The 18791-nt window shown below is 29.2% G+C and carries 19 protein-coding genes and 1 tRNA gene; 7 read left to right on the top strand and 13 right to left on the bottom strand.

Annotation, left to right across the window (positions count from 1 at the left end):
* Positions 1-34: 34 nt before the first annotated feature.
* The 4 genes from HOH73_01660 to HOH73_01645 all read right to left on the bottom strand — a co-directional run bounded on the left by HOH73_01660 (position 35) and on the right by HOH73_01645 (position 3744).
* The gene (locus HOH73_01660; protein ID MBT5827570.1) at positions 35-418 is read right to left on the bottom strand and encodes a holo-ACP synthase; all 384 of its coding nucleotides are present in this window, start codon (positions 416-418) and stop codon (positions 35-37) included.
* Positions 415-1143 carry a pyridoxine 5'-phosphate synthase gene (locus HOH73_01655; GenBank protein MBT5827569.1) on the bottom strand — a complete coding sequence of 243 codons (729 nt, stop codon included), beginning with the start codon at positions 1141-1143 and terminating at the stop codon, positions 415-417. The genes HOH73_01660 and HOH73_01655 overlap by 4 nt, the downstream gene beginning before the upstream one ends.
* A 21-nt stretch (positions 1144-1164) precedes the next feature.
* Positions 1165-3324 carry a bifunctional (p)ppGpp synthetase/guanosine-3',5'-bis(diphosphate) 3'-pyrophosphohydrolase gene (locus tag HOH73_01650; GenBank protein MBT5827568.1) on the bottom strand — a complete coding sequence of 720 codons (2160 nt, stop codon included), beginning with the start codon at positions 3322-3324 and terminating at the stop codon, positions 1165-1167.
* Positions 3325-3393: 69 nt separating this feature from the next.
* The gene (locus HOH73_01645; GenBank protein MBT5827567.1) at positions 3394-3744 is read right to left on the bottom strand and encodes a DNA-directed RNA polymerase subunit omega; all 351 of its coding nucleotides are present in this window, start codon (positions 3742-3744) and stop codon (positions 3394-3396) included.
* 85 nt (positions 3745-3829) lie between these two features.
* On the opposite strand from HOH73_01645, the gene HOH73_01640 reads away from it, so the two are divergent.
* From HOH73_01640 to HOH73_01625, 4 genes are read left to right on the top strand one after another with little or no spacing between them, the layout of a single operon-like run.
* Entirely contained in the window at positions 3830-4012 is a 183-nt protein-coding gene (locus HOH73_01640; protein MBT5827566.1) for a twin transmembrane helix small protein, read from the top strand.
* On the top strand, positions 4005-4532 hold the full coding sequence (locus HOH73_01635) for a shikimate kinase (protein ID MBT5827565.1): 528 nt from the start codon (positions 4005-4007) through the stop codon (positions 4530-4532). Before HOH73_01640 ends, HOH73_01635 begins: the two co-directional genes overlap by 8 nt.
* Positions 4513-5610: a 3-dehydroquinate synthase gene (locus tag HOH73_01630; protein ID MBT5827564.1), complete on the top strand. Its 1098-nt coding sequence runs from the start codon at positions 4513-4515 to the stop codon at positions 5608-5610. Before HOH73_01635 ends, HOH73_01630 begins: the two co-directional genes overlap by 20 nt.
* Positions 5611-5628: 18 nt before the next feature.
* Positions 5629-6909: an HlyC/CorC family transporter gene (locus HOH73_01625; protein MBT5827563.1), complete on the top strand. Its 1281-nt coding sequence runs from the start codon at positions 5629-5631 to the stop codon at positions 6907-6909.
* On the opposite strand, the gene HOH73_01620 is transcribed toward HOH73_01625, so the two are convergent.
* The 5 genes from HOH73_01620 to HOH73_01600 form a co-directional block, all read right to left on the bottom strand.
* Positions 6906-7643: a 3-deoxy-manno-octulosonate cytidylyltransferase gene (locus HOH73_01620; GenBank protein MBT5827562.1), complete on the bottom strand. Its 738-nt coding sequence runs from the start codon at positions 7641-7643 to the stop codon at positions 6906-6908. The genes HOH73_01625 and HOH73_01620 overlap by 4 nt on opposite strands.
* 38 nt (positions 7644-7681) lie before the next feature.
* Positions 7682-7757 (bottom strand) — tRNA-Lys (locus HOH73_01615).
* Between the two features lie 28 nt (positions 7758-7785).
* Entirely contained in the window at positions 7786-9045 is a 1260-nt protein-coding gene (locus HOH73_01610) for a class I SAM-dependent RNA methyltransferase (protein ID MBT5827561.1), read from the bottom strand.
* A gap of 1 nt (position 9046) precedes the next feature.
* Positions 9047-9469: a TIGR02281 family clan AA aspartic protease gene (locus HOH73_01605; GenBank protein MBT5827560.1), complete on the bottom strand. Its 423-nt coding sequence runs from the start codon at positions 9467-9469 to the stop codon at positions 9047-9049.
* Positions 9470-9641: 172 nt separating this feature from the next.
* Entirely contained in the window at positions 9642-11288 is a 1647-nt protein-coding gene (locus HOH73_01600) for a hypothetical protein (GenBank protein ID MBT5827559.1), read from the bottom strand.
* A 231-nt stretch (positions 11289-11519) separates the two neighbouring features.
* Between HOH73_01600 and HOH73_01595 the strand changes: the two genes are divergently transcribed.
* Both HOH73_01595 and HOH73_01590 read left to right on the top strand, forming a co-directional pair.
* Positions 11520-11789: a hypothetical protein gene (locus HOH73_01595; GenBank protein MBT5827558.1), complete on the top strand. Its 270-nt coding sequence runs from the start codon at positions 11520-11522 to the stop codon at positions 11787-11789.
* An 85-nt stretch (positions 11790-11874) separates the two neighbouring features.
* The gene (locus HOH73_01590) at positions 11875-12693 is read left to right on the top strand and encodes a hypothetical protein (protein MBT5827557.1); all 819 of its coding nucleotides are present in this window, start codon (positions 11875-11877) and stop codon (positions 12691-12693) included.
* Positions 12694-13104: 411 nt separating this feature from the next.
* Here the strand turns inward: HOH73_01590 and HOH73_01585 are convergent, their stop codons facing one another.
* The 4 genes from HOH73_01585 to glmU are packed head-to-tail and all read right to left on the bottom strand — an operon-like array spanning position 13105 to position 16961.
* Positions 13105-14160 carry a mechanosensitive ion channel family protein gene (locus HOH73_01585; protein ID MBT5827556.1) on the bottom strand — a complete coding sequence of 352 codons (1056 nt, stop codon included), beginning with the start codon at positions 14158-14160 and terminating at the stop codon, positions 13105-13107.
* A gap of 17 nt (positions 14161-14177) precedes the next feature.
* On the bottom strand, positions 14178-14711 hold the full coding sequence (locus HOH73_01580; GenBank protein ID MBT5827555.1) for a peptidylprolyl isomerase: 534 nt from the start codon (positions 14709-14711) through the stop codon (positions 14178-14180).
* Positions 14708-15658 carry a 4-hydroxy-3-methylbut-2-enyl diphosphate reductase gene (gene ispH, locus HOH73_01575; GenBank protein MBT5827554.1) on the bottom strand — a complete coding sequence of 317 codons (951 nt, stop codon included), beginning with the start codon at positions 15656-15658 and terminating at the stop codon, positions 14708-14710. The genes HOH73_01580 and ispH overlap by 4 nt, the downstream gene beginning before the upstream one ends.
* Positions 15624-16961: a bifunctional UDP-N-acetylglucosamine diphosphorylase/glucosamine-1-phosphate N-acetyltransferase GlmU gene (gene glmU / locus HOH73_01570; GenBank protein ID MBT5827553.1), complete on the bottom strand. Its 1338-nt coding sequence runs from the start codon at positions 16959-16961 to the stop codon at positions 15624-15626. The genes ispH and glmU overlap by 35 nt, the downstream gene beginning before the upstream one ends.
* A 105-nt stretch (positions 16962-17066) precedes the next feature.
* Between glmU and rmuC the strand changes: the two genes are divergently transcribed.
* Positions 17067-18791 carry a DNA recombination protein RmuC gene (rmuC, locus tag HOH73_01565; GenBank protein ID MBT5827552.1) on the top strand — a complete coding sequence of 575 codons (1725 nt, stop codon included), beginning with the start codon at positions 17067-17069 and terminating at the stop codon, positions 18789-18791.

The raw sequence follows: 18791 nt of genomic DNA, 5'->3' as shown, positions 1-18791 counted from the left end.
ATATTTATAATAAAAACAAAGCTAAAAGCAAGAATTAATTCCGCTCTATTACAACATATGCAACTACATATTCTTTTTCATCTGAGAGTGATAGAAAAAAACATAAATTCTGTGGTATAATTTCACTAACCTCTTTAGATAAGAAAATTTCTGGTTTACCATAGCTATTATTTATGACCGAAATATTAGGCATAGTCAATTTATCACGAAAACCTGTACCAAGAGCTTTAACAAAAGCTTCCTTTGCCGCAAATCTTTTTGCTAAGTAAGAATTTTGCTTTTCTATATTATTAAATTTTTTGAATATAACATATTCACTATCAGATAATATTTTTGTTATAAATTTACTTTGAAATTTATCATATAAATTGACTATGCGTTCTATTTTAAGAATATCTACACCTATTCCATAGATCATGTTCTTGCCTTATTTATAACTTCTTTCATTTTATGAATAGCATTTTCCAAGCCACATAATATTGACTCACCAATTAAAAAATGCCCTATATTAAGCTCTGCAAGTTCTGAGATTTTTGCTATTTCTGCGGTTGTCTGATAATCTAAGCCATGACCTGCATGACTCTCTATGCCTAGCTTATCAGCATAAGTTATTGCATTTACAATGCGGTCATACTCAGACTCCCTATTTATAATATCTAAATTACAATATTTACCAGTATGAAACTCTATTATATCAGCCTCTAGCTTTTTAGCCAAAATTACATCCTCAATATTTGGCTCTAAAAACAAAGAAATTCTAATATTCTTTTTCTTTAGCTTATTTATGAACTTATCTAAATGAGGAATGTTTTTAATATTTAAGCCGCCTTCTGTTGTAATTTCTTTGCGTTTTTCTGGCACTAAGCATACTGCATTTGGTAATGTTTTTAAAGCTATGTCCAGCATCTCATTAGTTACTGCCATTTCAAGATTAAGCGGTACAGCTAAACTGTTTTTAAGAGCATATATATCTTCATCTGAAATATGCCTTCTATCTTCCCTCAAATGGGCTGTAATACCATCTGCACCAGATTTTTCTGCTAATAATGCAGCATTTAGTGGGCTTGGATGTTTACCACCCCTTGCATTTCTAATAGTTGCAACATGATCTATATTGACGCCTAGTCTTAAATGTTTTTTCATATTTATACCTAATTATATTGTTTAAACTCTTGTAACAGAGAAAATAATTTTAGATGATCTTAAATATGCTTTAAGATTCATCAAATCTTGTGAATTATTAACATCTAAATCTACTATTAACTCAAAATAAGACTCAGTCTTGTGAAGAATTTTAAAATTAGTAATATTAATATTTTGACTATCAATTTCTTTGGTTAAAATCGAAATTGCACTAAAACTATTTTCTATAACTATTTGTAATCTTCCTGTGTAAAATTTACTAGATTCTATGTTATCAACCCAAAACAGCTTAATAAAATTTTCTTTATTATCAATTTTCTTTATGTTTTTGCATTTATTATTATGTATTGTAATTCCTTTACCTACATACACTATTCCCATTATATTATCGCCTGGTATAGGGTGACAACATCCAGCAAAATTAACTGACAAACCTGGAATTAAGCCTCTTATCTTATGATCATTATTGTCATATATATTACTCTTTCTCTTTTCTTTAGATTTTCTACTAAAGAACTTTCTTATCTTTGAAATTTCTTTTTTAGATTTATAGTCAGGATAACAAGCTTTGAATATATCTTCTTTTGGAATTAATCCCTCACCAACAGAAATAAACAAATCTTCTAATGTGTCTTTTGAGAAAACATGTAAAATTTTTGTAATTAATTGGTCATTAAATAGTGAGTTATGGTCATGAAAAAATTTACTTAAACTATTTCTGCCCATTTCTAAATAGCGCACTCTTTTTTTAGAACGAATAAATTTTCTAATTTGACTTTTTGCCTTACCTGTTACAACAAACTCGTCCCACATTTCAGAAGGGCTTTGATTATTAGAACATATAACTTCAACTTGATCACCATTCTTTAAAATTGTCCTAAGCGGCGCTATTATACCGTTAATTTTTGCACCCATACATGTGTTTCCTATGTCAGAATGAACAGCATATGCAAAATCTACAGATGTAGAACCTTGTGGTAAAGCTATCAAATCTCCCTTAGGACTAAAACAGAAAACCTGATCCTGGTACATTTCAAGCCTAGTGTTTTGAATAAACTCTTCTGGCCCAGAGCTATTTTCTAATATGTGTAATAATTCGTTAATCCAGCGATATTGCTTTTCACTTGAACCATGGTTATTTGAGTTTTGCTTATATGACCAGTGAGCAGCAATACCATATTCTGCTATTTGATGCATTTTTTTAGTCCTAATTTGAATTTCTATTTTTTGTTTTTCAGGACCTATGACTGTAGTATGCAAAGATTTGTAATTATTTTCTTTTGGAGTTGAAATATAATCTTTAAAGCTACCAGGAATACTAGGGTAAACTGCATGAACCGAACCTAATATCTTGTAACACTCATCTATTCTATCAACCACTACCCTAAAAGCCATAATATCAGATAATTGCTCAAAACTGATATTTTTTGTCTTCATTTTTTGCCAGATAGAATATGGTTTCTTAGTACGACCATAGATATTACAATCTATCTTTTTCTCTATTAATAAAGCCCGTAAATCCCCAACTATTCTTTCAATTATATTACTATCTCCTTGGGCCCTTAAAAATTCTAATCTTTGTATAATAGAATCTCGCACTTCTAAATTAATCTCCTGAAAAGATAAATCTTCCAGCTCATCTTTTAACTTATGTACACCTATTCTCTCTGTTAATGGAGCATATATTTCTAAGGTTTCTCTTGCAATTCTCACTCTTTTTAATTTAGATTTTATATGAGATATTGTTCTCATATTATGTAAGCGATCACATATTTTAACTAGCAGAATCCTTATATCTTCAGACATAGCTAATAATAACTTTCTAAAGTTTTCCGCCTGCCTCACATTCTCAGGCTGATATTCAATTTTATTTAACTTTGTTACGCCTATGACTAATTTTGCAACATTAACTCCAAACTCTTTTTCTATCATTTGTTGAGTCACCAAGGTATCTTCTACAGTATCATGCAACAAACCAGTAATAATTGAATCATCATCAAGAGTAAGGTCAGCTAATATATTAGCTACTGCAAGCGGGTGTATAAAATAAGGCTCACCAGAAGCTCTAATTTGCGCAGAGTGCGCTGATTTTGCAAACTCTATAGCTTTTGTTAACCTTTCTTTATCGCAGGATGGGTTGTAGCTTTGTACTTTTTTTATTAACTGAAACTCTTCGTCCATACTTCCGCAATTAAATATATAGCCTATATATATTACAGGTAAAAAAATTTTGCTAATAATAAATTGACTTTAATCTTCTATGACTAAATTGTCTGCAGCAAATATTGCATTTGCATCTTTTACTTCATTTACTTTTTTCGCTTCATCTCCTTCTAATGATTTTACCTCAACATTCACTTGCTCAGCGACATATTGAGTGTTATTCTGGTATGATGAAACCACTTCTTCCAGCAAATATTCTTTAGCTAAATGACCGTCTGCTACTTCTCTTAGTGAAACTACTGCATCTTTGTCATTATTTCTTTCAACATTAATTTCAGCTCCAGATGATATGTCTCTAGCTCTTCTGCTAGCTAATACAACAAGTTCGAATCTGTTAGGTATTATTTTGGTGCAATCTTCTACAGTAACTCTAGCCATTTTATATTTTTTTAGATTTAGAAGTAGTTTTTTAATTGAAAAATATAAAATATCAAGTAAATATTTATCTTTAAAATATTATAAAATGCTTAACAACATAGCCATTATCTTAATTATCCTTACATTTGTCTCTATTTTTGTAGGTCTTTACCACACCATAAAAGATAAAAAAGGCAGCAAAGAAGCGAGCAACAAAATGATGAGATACAGAGTTACTTTTCAAGCACTTGCCCTATTCGTTTTATTTCTTATCAGTTATTATGGCTAAAAACATAATTTCCTTAATAGGAATGATGGGCTCAGGTAAAAGTAGTTTAGGAGTAGCTATTGCACAGAATCTTTCCTTCAATTTTATAGATTTAGACAATCTCATAGAACAAAAGGAAAAACTTAGTATCAATAAAATTTTTCAGCACAAAGGGTCTGAATATTTTCGCTTGATAGAAAAAAACATTTTAAAAGAAACAATTTTCAACAATAATAATGCAGTAATAGCTACTGGTGGTGGAGCAATATTAGATAAAGAAAATAGAAAAATTTTAAAAGAAAAGACTAAATCTATTTATCTGGAAACTTCCCTTAAAGTTTTAGAAGCAAGATTAATAGAAGATAAAGACAGGCCACTGCTTGCAGATAAACAAAATATGTCTAAAACTTTACAAGATATTTATGCAAAAAGAAGAAAGCTATATGAAGAGGCTGAACATAAAATAAGCACAGATATTAATAACATAGACATTTTGGTTAAAGAAATTTTGAATAAAATAAATGGAAAAAGTAACAGTTAATTTAGCAGAGCGCACCTACGATATTGTAATAGAAGCAGGTTTAATAAAGAATATTACTAAATATTTCTCATCAATGAAAATTGGTGGAAAGGTTTTTATTATCACTGATCAAAATGTTGCCAAATTATATTTGGAGGATGTAAGCAAAGCTATTTCTGAATGCCAAACAGAAGTGCATAATATTATTTTAGCACCAGGAGAGCAGCTTAAATCTTTTGTTAATTTAACTAAAGTAGCTAACGAAATTTTAAAGAACAATCCTGATCGCAACTCTACTATAATCGCTCTGGGTGGAGGTGTTATAGGCGATTTATCAGGTTTTGTTGCAAGTATTATGTTGCGCGGCATTAACTTCATCCAAATACCTACAACTTTTTTAGCCCAAGTAGATAGTAGTGTTGGAGGAAAAACAGGAATTAATACTAATTATGGCAAGAACTTAATTGGTTCATTTTACCAGCCTAAATTAGTTTTGATTGACCCTAATACTTTATTATCACTCTCAGATCGCGAATATTATTCGGGTTATGTTGAAGCTTTAAAATATGGCCTTATAGATATGGCAGATTTTTTTACTTTTTTAGATGAAAATAAAGAAAATATCAAAAACAAGGATATTCATACACTTACCAAAATTATTTCAACATGTTGTAATGCTAAAGCAAGAATAGTAGCAGAAGACGAAAAAGAAAAAGGCAAAAGAGCTCTCCTAAATCTAGGCCACACTTTTGCGCACTCACTAGAAAAAGAAACTAATTATAGTGAATTACTAAAACATGGAGAAGCTGTTGCCCTTGGTATAATTTTAGCCCTAAAATTTTCGATAAAACTGGGATTTTGTATAGAAAGTGATCTAAAAAAAGTTAGCAGTCACTTTGAGTATCTTAGTATAAAAACAGATCTAGCCCAAATTAAGTTTTCATGGAATAAAGAAAATATTATCAAAAATATGTATAGCGACAAAAAAACAATCAATAATCATTTAGTATTTATTTTACTAAATGGTATAGGAAAGTCATTTATCTCTAGAAATATTAAAGATAATTTACTAGGCGAATTTTTTAATGAAATCTTATAATTTATTTAAGCTAAATATATGTCTCCTGAATTAATAATGATTTTAATCATCTTTCTCCTGATTATTCTCTCAGCTTTTTTTTCAAGTTCTGAAACTGCACTAACTGCATTATCTAGAGCCAAAATCCATAAATTAATGCAAAAAGGCAATAAAAGAGCATTATATGTTCATCAATTAAGAGAAAAAAAAGAGAATTTGTTAAGCACCATTTTAATAGGTAATAACCTTGTCAACACTATGGGATCTGCTCTTGCTACAATGATATTTATAAATTATTTTGGGCAAAAAGGAGTTATCTATGCAACTATAGTTATGACTATATGTTTAGTGATTTTTGCTGAGATTTTACCAAAAACTTATGCTTTATTTAATGCAGAGAAAGTATCCCTTTTTGCATCTGTAATCTTACGCTTACTTGTAAAATTATTTAGACCCATATCTCTTATTATTGAGTTTATTGTAAATTTATTACTAGATTTAATGGGTATCAACAAGAAAAGCAAAGAGCATGATTTAATATCTGCTATAGAGGAATTAAGAGGTACTATAGAGTTGCATCACAAGGAAGGAGGTGTACTTAAACAAGATAAGGACATGCTTGATAGTATTTTAGATTTAGCAGAAACAGAAGTGTCTAGTGTAATGACACACCGAAAAAACATGTTCACTGTAAATGCTAGTGATGCTAGTAATAATATTTTAGAAAACATCTCTAAAGCGCCATATACTAGAATACCTTTATGGCGTGAAGAAAAAGATAATATTGTGGGTATTCTGCATGCAAAAGATGTATTAAAAACCACAATCTATTCTACCAGAAAAATCAAAGAAATAGACTTTCTTAAAATAGCATCTAAACCTTGGTTTATCCCAGAAACAACAACTCTACGAGAACAATTATTAGCTTTTAAAACAAGAAGAAATCATTTTGCTATAGTAGTGGATGAATATGGTTCTGTGATGGGGGTTGTAACCTTAGAAGATATTTTAGAAGAAATAGTAGGAGATATAAAAGATGAGCATGATAAGGGCTCTGAAAAAACTTACAAAAAGATTCAAGACAACACATATATTGTTGATGGAGATACTACAATAAGAGATATAAATAGAGATTTAGACCTGGACCTGCCCGAAGAAGATGTCTCTACTATTGCTGGGCTTTTAATAAAATCATGCGAGAGAATACCTGATCGTGGGGAGAAATTCGAGTTTTTTGATTTTGAATTCACGGTAGTAGAACGTTACAAAAACCAAATTACTAAGTTAAAATTAGTCAGAATAGAAAAAATAACTGATTAAGATATTTTTCTTAATAAGAGCTCTAAATCCTCTTTAGTATCAATAGAAATAGGTTTTTGTTCATGTGGGACTAATGTAGCAATGATTTTCATCCCATTATCTATAGCTCTTAATTGTTCTAATTTTTCAGCTTTTTCTAAGTTAGATTCCGCAAGATTGACAAATTTTTCAATTGCATCTCTATGATAGGCATAGATGCCTATATGTTCATAAAATTTAGGGGCGTTATATGGAACTTTAGCTCTAGAGAAGTAATGAGCTTCAGCAAACTCTGCTTCATTTGAGAAATTTACTACTGCTTTTACAACATTTGGATCATCTTCTTGATGTTTTTCTTTTATTTCAACTACAGCTGTAGCTATATCAAATCCTTTATTATTAATTAAAGCGTTAACAGTTTTGGATATTACTTCTGGTTTAATATCAGGTAAATCACCTTGTAAATTTACAATAACATCAACTTCTTGTTCTTTTTCTATTTCTAATAATGCTTGATATATTCTATCTGTTCCAGATGGCAAATTAGGATCGGTCATAACTGCTCTAAAACCAGATTTCTCTACTATATTTTTTGTTTCCAATTCAGAGCAAGCAACATAAATAAGCTCATGATTGGTTTGCTTAGCTTGCAAACACACACGCTCAATCATGGTTTTCCCTTTAATATCTGCTAAAGGTTTATTAGGAAATCTGGTTGAACCTAACCTTGCTGGAATTAAAATTGCAATTTTCATAGTGGATTTACCCCTTGTTTTAGCTTTTACAATATAAATGGTGGGCAATCAGGGATTCGAACCCTGGACCTGCTGATTAAGAGTCAGTTGCTCTACCAACTGAGCTAATTGCCCCATTTATATATTTCATACATTAGTATTGTTATTTTTTTTCACAAGAAAAATGTCCAACTACTTCTAAATGGTTAGTGTATGGAAATTGATCAACTGGAGTTACCTCTAAAAGCTGATAACCATTATTTAGCATAATTTTTGCATCATGTGCAAAAGTTTTAACATCACAAGAAATATAAATCACATTACTTATTTTACTTGCTGCGAGATTATTTACTTGCTGCTCAGCTCCACATCTTGGTGGGTTAATCACGGCTAAATCAAAACCATCTATTTCGTGCTTCACAAGTGGATTAGTGAATAAATTTCGTTCTTCAACTTCTAAGCCAATATTTGAATGACTTTTTAAAGATGTTATGGATGCCCCAAAAACATCTATAGCTTTAACAAAGCCATATTCACTCAAAGGTAATGAAAAAGTACCTAGCCCACAACACAAATCTAAAATCTTTTTTGTTTTTAAATTATACTTTTTTATCTTCCCTATAATTTCTGCAAGTAACAATAATTCACCCGCTTTACTGGGCTGTAAAAAAGCACCAGATGGGAAATCAATATAGGTTTTGGCAAATTGAACTTGTGGTTTATATCTTTCTATAATTAATTCTTTTCCCGCCCGAGTAATTCTTGCGATATCATATTTATTAGCAAACTCAACAAAAGGTTGGCTTACTGCAGAAAGATCAGGTTTTTTTCTAGGACAAAAGGCTAAATCTATACCAATATCAGTTTTACTAATCATAAAATGACCACTATCTCTTGGCGTAGTAATTTCTTTTAACAACTCTCTTATTGGAATTAATAAATCATTTAAATCTTTTATCAATAATGGACAATTTTCTATATCAACTATACGCCTAGAAAATTTTTCATAAAAACCAAATTCTATATTTCCCTTAAAATTCTCATACGAAATTGAAATACGTCTCCTACTTCCCTGTTCAACTATTTTTAAGGGATTTAAACTTGTGTCTATATTTTGATATTTTAATGCTACTGCTAAGATGTTACTCTTCCAAGCTTTATATGAGTCTACTTCCAAATGCTGAATGGAACATCCACCACATTTTGCGAATTTATCACAAAATGGCTCAATTCTATTTTTAGCTTTTTTTTGCAACTCTATTAATTTATAATGATTAGGTTTTTTCCTGTTATTGGTTTTTTCCACTAAAACCTCTTCTCCTGCTAGGCTGAAGGGAACATAGTATTTTTTATCATCAACAATTGCAACGCCGTCTGCTGATGCCCCAAGATCTTCTATCTTCAGCTTAATAATATCATCCATTTTATTTATATAGAGTTAAGATGTTATTTCTAACTTCATATTTCTCAAAAAGCTGTAAAAATCTCATACCTAATAGAGATTTACCCGAATTATTAGGATTTATTGTCACATATATATCTTTTACTATAAAATCTTTTATTTTGATCTCTTCAATTAAATAGGTGGCACATTTAATAGGTCCATTTGCCGTCATATAAACGCGATTAAAGCGTAATTCATCCATATTAATGCCTAGTAATCTTGCATCATTTCTAGTAATCATTATATCTGTTGCACCTGTATCGACAAGAAACTCAATAGTTTTATTATTTAATTTAGCATTTAAATAAAAATGACCATCATCTGCCATAAAATATTTTATTTTATTGTTATAAACTACACCATGATTAGATTTCAAATTAGCCACAATCTGATTATTTAGCATAATATCTTTAAAACTATAGGCTGAGATTAACAAAAGAAAAATACCTAGCCATATAGCCAAATATTTTAAAAGCTGTTTTCTTTTAGATCTATTAAAATTTAATATAGCACTGCATAATAACAATAAAAATACAATATAATATATTGCATACCCAATATCGTTTTCCATATGCTTATTTAATCAAATTATAATATTCAGTTAAATCTTGCACTTTGATATAATCAAAAGTCGATATACCATGATTATTAGCATAATGTATGTTTGCACCATCTTCTAGAAGCATTCTAAACAAAGCTAAATTATTATTAATTACAGCAAGAAAAATAGGTGTATTTCCTTCAGAGTCAGGTAAGTCTATAGAAATATTCTTAGTTAAAAACAATTTAGCTATTTCTAAATGACCGTAATATGATACTATATGCATTAAATCTGAATGCTGTAAATCACCAACATTCGTTATAGATAAGGATATATCATTATCTGTAATTTGAGTTTTAATTGCTGCTATATCATTTTTTATTAATGAAATAATGAATTTAGCTTGTTTCTGTTCATTTATCTTAGCTTCAGATGTTTCTTCACTTGCAGGAGTAACTATACCATGGTAATTATTTTTTGTAGCAAGATTTTCCTTTGCTATATTATATTCCTTGATATATTGCTCATGCATATCTTGATCTAATATATTCTTTGTAAGAATTACTAAATAATCTTCTTTAGTTAAATGATTTAATTCTATTAATAATTTTATATAGGCAATTCTCTTTTCTCTCATACCTTGCTTATAATATAATGAGATTGATTGATAATCTGCTTTATATTCTAGCAGTATTGATATCAAAACTTTGTCCGCTTTTTCTATTGCATATAAAAGTGCTGTACCACCCCTGCTATCAACTAAATTTAAATTTGCACCCTTATTAATCAATAATGCTGCTATCACTGAATCATCTCTTTTACAAGCTTTTATTAATGGTGTTTCTTGATCATTATTTGCTAAATTAATATCTGCTCCATTATCTATTAACAAACATGTAGATATTGCATCACCTCTTTCCACTGCTAAAGATAATAATGTATCACCATGCTTATCTTTATTATTATAATCTAGCTTAAAATTTGAAAGTAATTTCAGAAATTGCACATCACCTCTGACGATTACTTTTAACAAAGCAAGATTAGGATTAGCCCCAGCTTTTATTAATTGATTTGCAATTAAAGAAAAGTTTTTACCAGATTCTGAAGCAACTATCTCTAAGGCTTCATCTAATTTATAGCCAAGTTTTAAGAGAATCATAACCATATCTTCATCTGACTCGATTTTACTATCCTGCTTAAATTTTTCAAAAATAGATTTTTTTTGCTTTAACTGCAAAACTATATCTTTGCGAAAATAGTAAAGTAGAATTATATATTGTGGGTCATAGTGATGTTTTTTACTTTGCTTTATAATAAAATAAATAAATTTAAAATATATTTTAAGCTCCTTTAAAGCTCTAAACTCTTGTGATAAATTAATAATTAAATTATTCTGCTTAATAGCACTTACATCTAACTTCTTTATTTCGTCATTTAAAATAATTAAATTAAATGTAATATTGAAAAGTTCTTTTTCACTTAAATTAAGCTTTAATAATTCTAGAGATATTAATATTCTTAACTTCAAATAATCCAAATTATCTAACAAGGCAATCTCATCAGATATATCTTGCAGATCTCTTTTTATTCTGGCGCCGGCCGTGGTTAACCCTAGAAATAAATCTTTTAATTGTTTTATAGATAATTGATGCTGATTTTCTCCAACTAATATTTCGATCATATGCATTAATTCTTTAGAAGTTTTTATTATATGTTTAAATCTAATTTTAACTTTACTACATAGCAATAAAAAAACTTTATAAAAAAACATTTCAAGCATTTTAGCTAAATAATTTCTGTTAAAATCAGAAAACTACCTAAATAATACTAAGATAAAGATTTGCTGAGAATTAGATTTAATTATATGAGTTTTAATAAAGAATTTTACATGGTAATAAAAAAAGACTAATATATGTTATTAGTAACTAATTTTGAGGATTTAATGTTTGGTTTATTTAAGTTGATGTTTTTTGTTTATATGGGCGGCGCAATATTACTAATTGCTATTGGCTATGATTATATGGATAAAAATCACCCAAAAGTTAATTTACCTTATAAAGAGCAAATATTTGGTTTACAAAATATAATTGTAGATAAAGTTGATGGATTTATTGAGAAAAATGGTAAATCTGGCAGAAAAAACAAAAACAGCACCAGTGATAATACTGAAGAACTCTTCTAAAATTAATCTAAACTACACATTATGTCTAGCTTGACTTGCTAACTTAATATGATATTGAAAATATATAATATTTTTAGGTTATCACATGAAAAAAACTTTTCTTTTTTCTTCAATTTTAGCAACTACTCTAACTTTATCCGCCGCTACATATGCAAATAATCATTCCGCTCAAACTCTAGATAGCTTGTTTTTGAAGCCCTCTAGTGACGACATGATTTTAACTACTAGCTACACAGATTATGAATACAGTACTCAAAACACAAAAACCACTTCATCTAGTATTACACAAATATTCAATTACGGGGTGACCGATAGATTATCAGCAAAATTATCTTTAACTCATGAGGATGAAAAAGAAAAAAGCTCTAGCTCTACGCTAAAATCTGATGGTTTTAACAATCCTGAGATTGAATTAAAATTTAGAACTGCAAATAAAAAAAGCGATGGTTTTTTCTCTGATATAACTTTTTCTATTGCACCAGACATTATTACAGCAAAAGATGCTACCTCAACTGACAATGGTACGGTTGCAAATGGACAAAATGCTTATGCAATTGCAGTAGATTATGGCCGAAATTTCGACATGCTAAGTTACAAATTAACCGCTAAATCTGCTTATAATGCTAAAGGTCAAAGCAAGAATGCTACAACTGAAATTAGCTCAGAACTACAATCTTCTTCTGATTTCAGCTTAATTTTTGATGCGCAATATAAACTAAATGCACTAATCTCCATAGATGTGTCTGCAAGTAGAATGTTAGTAGATAATATTTCGGAATTAAAAACAGCAATTAACTATAACATTCATAAAAATTCATTACTTACTTTATCATATGCACAGCAAGATGATAGAGTAACAAATGATATTCATACTGCCATTTTAGCATTGAAATATAGATTCTAAATTATTTAACACACATAAAATTCATGGGCCCACTGTTTAAGTGGGCTTTTTTTATTTAAGCAGCATCATAAAAATCATATTTTAACCTTATCATTACAAGAAATATTTGCTAAATAAATTATATTTATGAGATATTTATAAAGTAACTTTCTGGCATATAGAATTTACAAAGTTATTAGAACAAAATTAACTAGCTCTAAAGTTATAGCTAAAGACACAATATCTTTTAGCCAACTTCTTTTAATCTGGCTTATTTTACCAGAACTCCACTTATGTTGAAAAAATTGTTAATATATTTATTATTAAGTGTAGATTTTCATTTCTAAAGTTTAATTTGCGAATAAATCAAAAAATTAATATTAAATTCATTCACTAATTAGCATCAGGTCTAATTTGTTCTAATGAAAAAAGCTAAGCTTTTATTTGTTTTAAAGTCATAGTTGGATAAGCAATATCTGCTTGCTGATTCTCTATTATCTCACCTATTTTCAACAATAATTCTTCCTTTATTGCAGAAAAAATTTGAGAATCTGTTTCTGTTACCATGCATAAAACTTTTATTTCTAAGGCAGAATCTGCAAACCTGTCAAAATTGACGATTAAAATTTGTTCATTATCAATTTTTGGATGAGCTAAAATAAATTCTTTAATTTCATTAACAATATTTTTGGTTTTGTTAAAATCATCATATCTAATACCAATTCTTTCATCTATTCTGCGATGTGACATTCTGGAAGGGTTTTCTACAGCGATAGTAGCAAAAACTGAATTAGGCACATAAATAGGTCTTTTGTTAAAATTTCTTATTCTAGTTTGACGCCAACCTATAGCTTCTACTATACCTTCTATTTCTTTATCTGACGACCTAACCCAATCACCGATTTTAAAAGGCTTATCTAAATAAATCATTAATGCCCCAAAAAAATTGGCTAATAAATCTTTAGCGGCAAAACCTACGGCTATACCACTTACACCACCTAATGCTAGCACACCATTTATGTTAAGACCAAAGCTTTGTACTATAATAAGAGAAGTTGCTAAATATACAGTTACTTTAACCAGCTTAATAATAGCGTTGATCGCAGTGGCTTTATCAGAGCTTGCTTTTGCACCTTCAATATATATATCTTCTAATTTATTTAAAAATGTTAAAGAAAAATGAGCTATAGCGTAAATTGTAGCTAACTCTCTAACATGAGTTAAAATTGCACTAATGTTAATATCTAATTTATTACTAACAGCTTCGGCTAAATAGGTTGTAGTTATTAATAATATGAATATTTTTGCTGGCTTTTCTATAGCATACGCAATTATATCATCCCAAACAATATTAGTTTTTTTAGCCTTATTTTGCATAAAACTGAAAAATTTAGCTAAAATGATTTTAGCTAAAAAAAACAGAGCTACTATTAATGATAGCTCTAATTCAAATGAGTATTTGGCTAAAATATTATTTAAAGATTGCATTTTATCCTATTAGCAAATTACTTAATTTTTAATGATATTATTTTATCAGGATCATTTACCATGCCATTAGCATAGGAATTACCTTTCTTAATTTGGTCAACAAACTCCATACCTTTTGTAACTTGTCCCCATATAGTATATTGGTTATCCAAATGAGAAGAATCTTCTAGAACAATAAAAAACTGACTATCTGCTGAATCTGGGTCTGATGCTCTAGCCATAGATAACATACCTCTTTTATGGGGTACCCCAGAAAATTCAGCTGCTATATTCTGCCCACTACCTCCTGTTCCTGTTCCAGTAGGATCTCCAGTTTGTGCCATAAAGCCATCTATAACTCGATGAAAAACTATATTATCATAGAAGTTATCTTTTACTAATTCCTTGATTCTAGCTACATGATTTGGAGCAACTTCAGGTAATAGCTCTATTTCTACTATGCCGTATTTTAATTCTAAAAGTAATGTGTTTTCGTTAGTCTTATTGTTTTCTGCCATGATGTTAAAAATAAAAGTTATATAAAAAGTTAAAGTCAGTAAAGTTTTTGTCATTGAAGCTCCTTGGGTAAATTAAATACTATATTTTCTTTTTTACCATCAATATGCTTTATGTTCACTAAAAAATTTTCTTTTAGGTAATTTATTACCTCTTCCACTAAAATTTCTGGAGCTGAAGCACCTGCAGTTATAGCAATGTTACTAATATTTTCTAGCCATTTATCATTTATTTCAGCTGCATCTGCAATTAAAAAGCTTTTTTTATTATTTTCTGTACCAATATCTCTTAATCTATTAGAATTAGAACTATTTTTTGCGCCAATAACTAATAACAAATCTATATCTTTTACTATTGCTTTAACTGCATTTTGTCGATTTTGTGTTGCGTAACATATATCGTCACTTTTAGGCTCTATTATATTTGGAAATTTTTTCTTTAAAATTGCTATTATTTCTCTGGTATCATCTATACTTAAAGTTGTCTGTGTAGTATAAGCAAGATTATTACAATCATCTAACTCCAATCTTAAAGCATCATCTTTATTTTCTATTAAAATAACCTCTTCTGCAACTCTGCCACTAGTACCTTCAACTTCTGGGTGGTTATTATGACCTATTAAAATAATTTTTTTATTATCTTTAGCAAGATTAACAACTCTATTATGCACTTTCTTGACTAATGGACATGTTGCATCAAAAATTTTGCTCGCTTTAGCCTCAGAATCAAGCTCAACTTTTTTTGAAACCCCATGCGCACTATAAATAGTTATTGCATTTTGTGGAATTTCAGCAACATCTTCAACAAAAATAGCCCCCTTCTCTTTAAGAGTATCGACCACATATTTATTATGTACTATTTCATGTTTTATATAAATAGGAGCTCCATATTTCTCTAAAGCTTTTTCAACTATTGAAATAGCTCTTTCCACCCCAGCGCAAAAACCTCTTGGGTTAGCTAGAAAAATATTAAGTGTTTTTTTTCTTTCTAAATTCTCTTGCATCAGCAATATTTTTCTGTTCACAGCGCGAAATTGTAACAGAATTGCTAGTAATGTCACTAGTTATTGTACTACCAGCGCCTATGATAGATCCTTCACCTATGGTTAGAGGAGCAACTAGGGAAGAATTTGAACCTATAAATACTTTATCCTTAATTATAGTTTTATGTTTTTTAAAACCATCATAATTACAAGTTATAGTTCCAGCACCTATATTTACAGACTCTCCTATTTCACTATCTCCGATATAACTAAAATGATTTATTTTACTTGATGTATTTATTACAGAATTTTTAATTTCTACAAAGTTACCAATTTTAACTTTATTTTTAATTTCCGTATTAGGTCTTATTCTGGCAAAAGGTCCTATAGTAATGTCATTTTTTATAATTGCTTCTTCTATGTATGAATGTGACTTAATAGTTACCCTGTCACCAACTTTACTATGTGCAAAAATAGTTACATTAGGCTCTATCACTACATCCTTACCAAATTCTATCGCATGACCTAAAAAGCTTGTATCTGGATCTATCAGCGTAACTCCATTATCTAGAGCTTTTTTACGATTTACTGCAAAATAATGCTTACTAGCATTCGCTAATTCGATTTTATTATTTATACCTTGAACCTCATCATACTCAACTTCCACAAAACTTGCTTTTTCGTTTATTTTATTAACTTCCTCGATAATATCTGTTAAATAATACTCTTTATTATTATTATTGTTATTTATTTTGCTAATTAAACGCCTTGCATGCTTTAAATTTAAAGCCATTATACCAGAATTGCATAATTTTATCTTTTTTTCCTCTTTATTTGCATCTTTATACTCAACTATTCTCTCTAACTCATCACCATTAACACATAATCTGCCATATTGATTTTCAACTTCGCAATTAAAAGCTGCAACAGTAGCTAAATTACCCATTTCTATTTTTTTAGTTAATTTTGAAACTGTCTTACTTGAAATAAATGGGCTATCGCCATAAAGTATTATTAAGGTTCCATCATCAGCTATGTTACCTTCTGTTAGCGCAGTTTTTACTGCATGGGCTGTACCTAATCTTTCTTTTTGTATTATATAGTCAAATTTTTTGTTACTTTCTATAGTTTTCTCAATAAACCTGCCCTCTTCTGAAATCACAATACTTATTTTATCGTTATTTTGTTCAGTAGCATTCTCAATTAAAAGGTTTAATATGGTGGTGTTAAAAACTTTATGTAAGACCTTTGGCTTCTCTGAATTCATGCGCGAACCCTTACCTGCTGCCAAAATAAGAAAGGAAATATTACTTGGATTTGTCATATTTATGTGAAATTAATATTTAAATTTATAAAACATACTTGAAAAATATAACTTAAATCATATAAGATTAAGATAATATTACTACAATAATTTTGGTTATTAATTATGGTTATACTTCTCTCTATTTTGACTATCGCAGGATTTGCCGGAACTGTTTTATTTGGTTTTGCACTAAAAAAATATCAAAAGCTTTATTATGAAGTTCAAGTTACTAATAAAAAACAAGCAGATGAAGCAAAACATATTGCTGAAGAAAAAGACAATACTATAAAAGCTCAACAGAATCATAATAGTGAATTGGAGAAAAAAGTACTTAATTTTGATAATGAAAAGCAAGAAATATATCAAAAGGCTTTAGTAGATGGTCAAAGTTCAGCTGCAAGCCCTGAGCAAATTACAAACTTAGAAAATGAGATCAGTATATATAAAGATGAAATTGAAAGATTAGAATTTCAAAACCAAGAATTATCAGAAAATCATCAACTTGATAATAAAGAAAAACTTCAAATTTATAAGCAGGAATTAATCAACCTAATTTTTGCTATACAAGAAAAACATTTAACCATTTTAAATAATAAACTCAATTTAGAAAAGCTACAATTGAGTAATAATAACACCCCCCTTACTATAGTACCATTAGGAAAAATTTTAAGTTCAATAAATTTAGAAGAAGAAACTGACTTAATCACTCAGTATAATCCTGATGATAAAAATAAAATTGATTACTCCATTGTATTTTCTGCAAACAACATTGCTTTTATGATAGATGGTATATTCACAGAATTCTTAATAAAAAACCAAACCATATTTGCAAATATTAACGATAAAAGCAAAAATGAAATCAATACAGTATTAAGAGCTAGAATTGATTATTTAGCCAATCAGAATTTAAAAGATAATATTATAGATGCTTTAAATACTCTTGAAAGACCCAATAATTTTAGCAAAATATTATCTTGTCTATACATACCTTCAGAAGGAATTCTGCGCAACCTAATTGCGCTTGATGCTAATCTTTTTAAATATGCTGCGGAAAAAGATATAACTATCTTTAGCCCTACTGGTTTAATCAACTTAATTAATGAAGCAAGATTTTTAAGCCTTAGTGAGAATTCTCTTTCAGATTTACAAGAATTATACAATTTTACCAATGATAAAATTGATAATAATGATGATATTAAAACATTAAATAATATAGTAGAACAAACTGATGATATTTTGAATGATATTATAGATAGTAACAACCTAACAACTTCAGTTAAAGATAGCTCTGAAATTAATCTAGAAGCTGATCCAGAAATTTCAACAACTAATGATGCCGTGACAAAACAAAATGAACTTTCCCATAATATTGCAGAGAATGAAGGCCTACAATCTAATAAAGACGCTAGTCTCTTAGAGGAATCGGACTCTTTTAAAAATGAAGTTGACCTAGATAACCCTGCTGATGATTTCTCAGATAAGCTCCTCGATCAAAATTTAGGAAATGAAGATAATAACCATCTTGCAGTAAGTTCAGATAAAGAGTCCAGTATTGATAAATTAAATATTGGTAGTTTTTTAGAGGGTGGAGTATTAAAAAAAGAACAGCTAGACTCGGTAAATCAACAGATTACAACTGAAAGTGACAATACCGAAAGCGTCATTAAAGAAATTGATGATAGCGAACAGGTTGAAGAGATATACAATACTAATGCGGAAGCTGTTCATAAAGCTGACGACAGTGATAATAATGATGAAGAATCAGATGATCAACAAACTAAGGAAAAAGCCAAATCAACCAACGCAAATCCAGATGACTTTGATATAGAGTCATTTCTAAATTCATAA

The sequence above is a fragment of the Alphaproteobacteria bacterium genome (genome assembly GCA_018667735.1).
Lineage (GTDB): Bacteria > Pseudomonadota > Alphaproteobacteria > Rickettsiales > JABIRX01 > JABIRX01.
The sequence above is the reverse complement of the archived record's forward strand: the minus strand, read 5'-3'. Positions and strand labels throughout refer to the sequence as shown.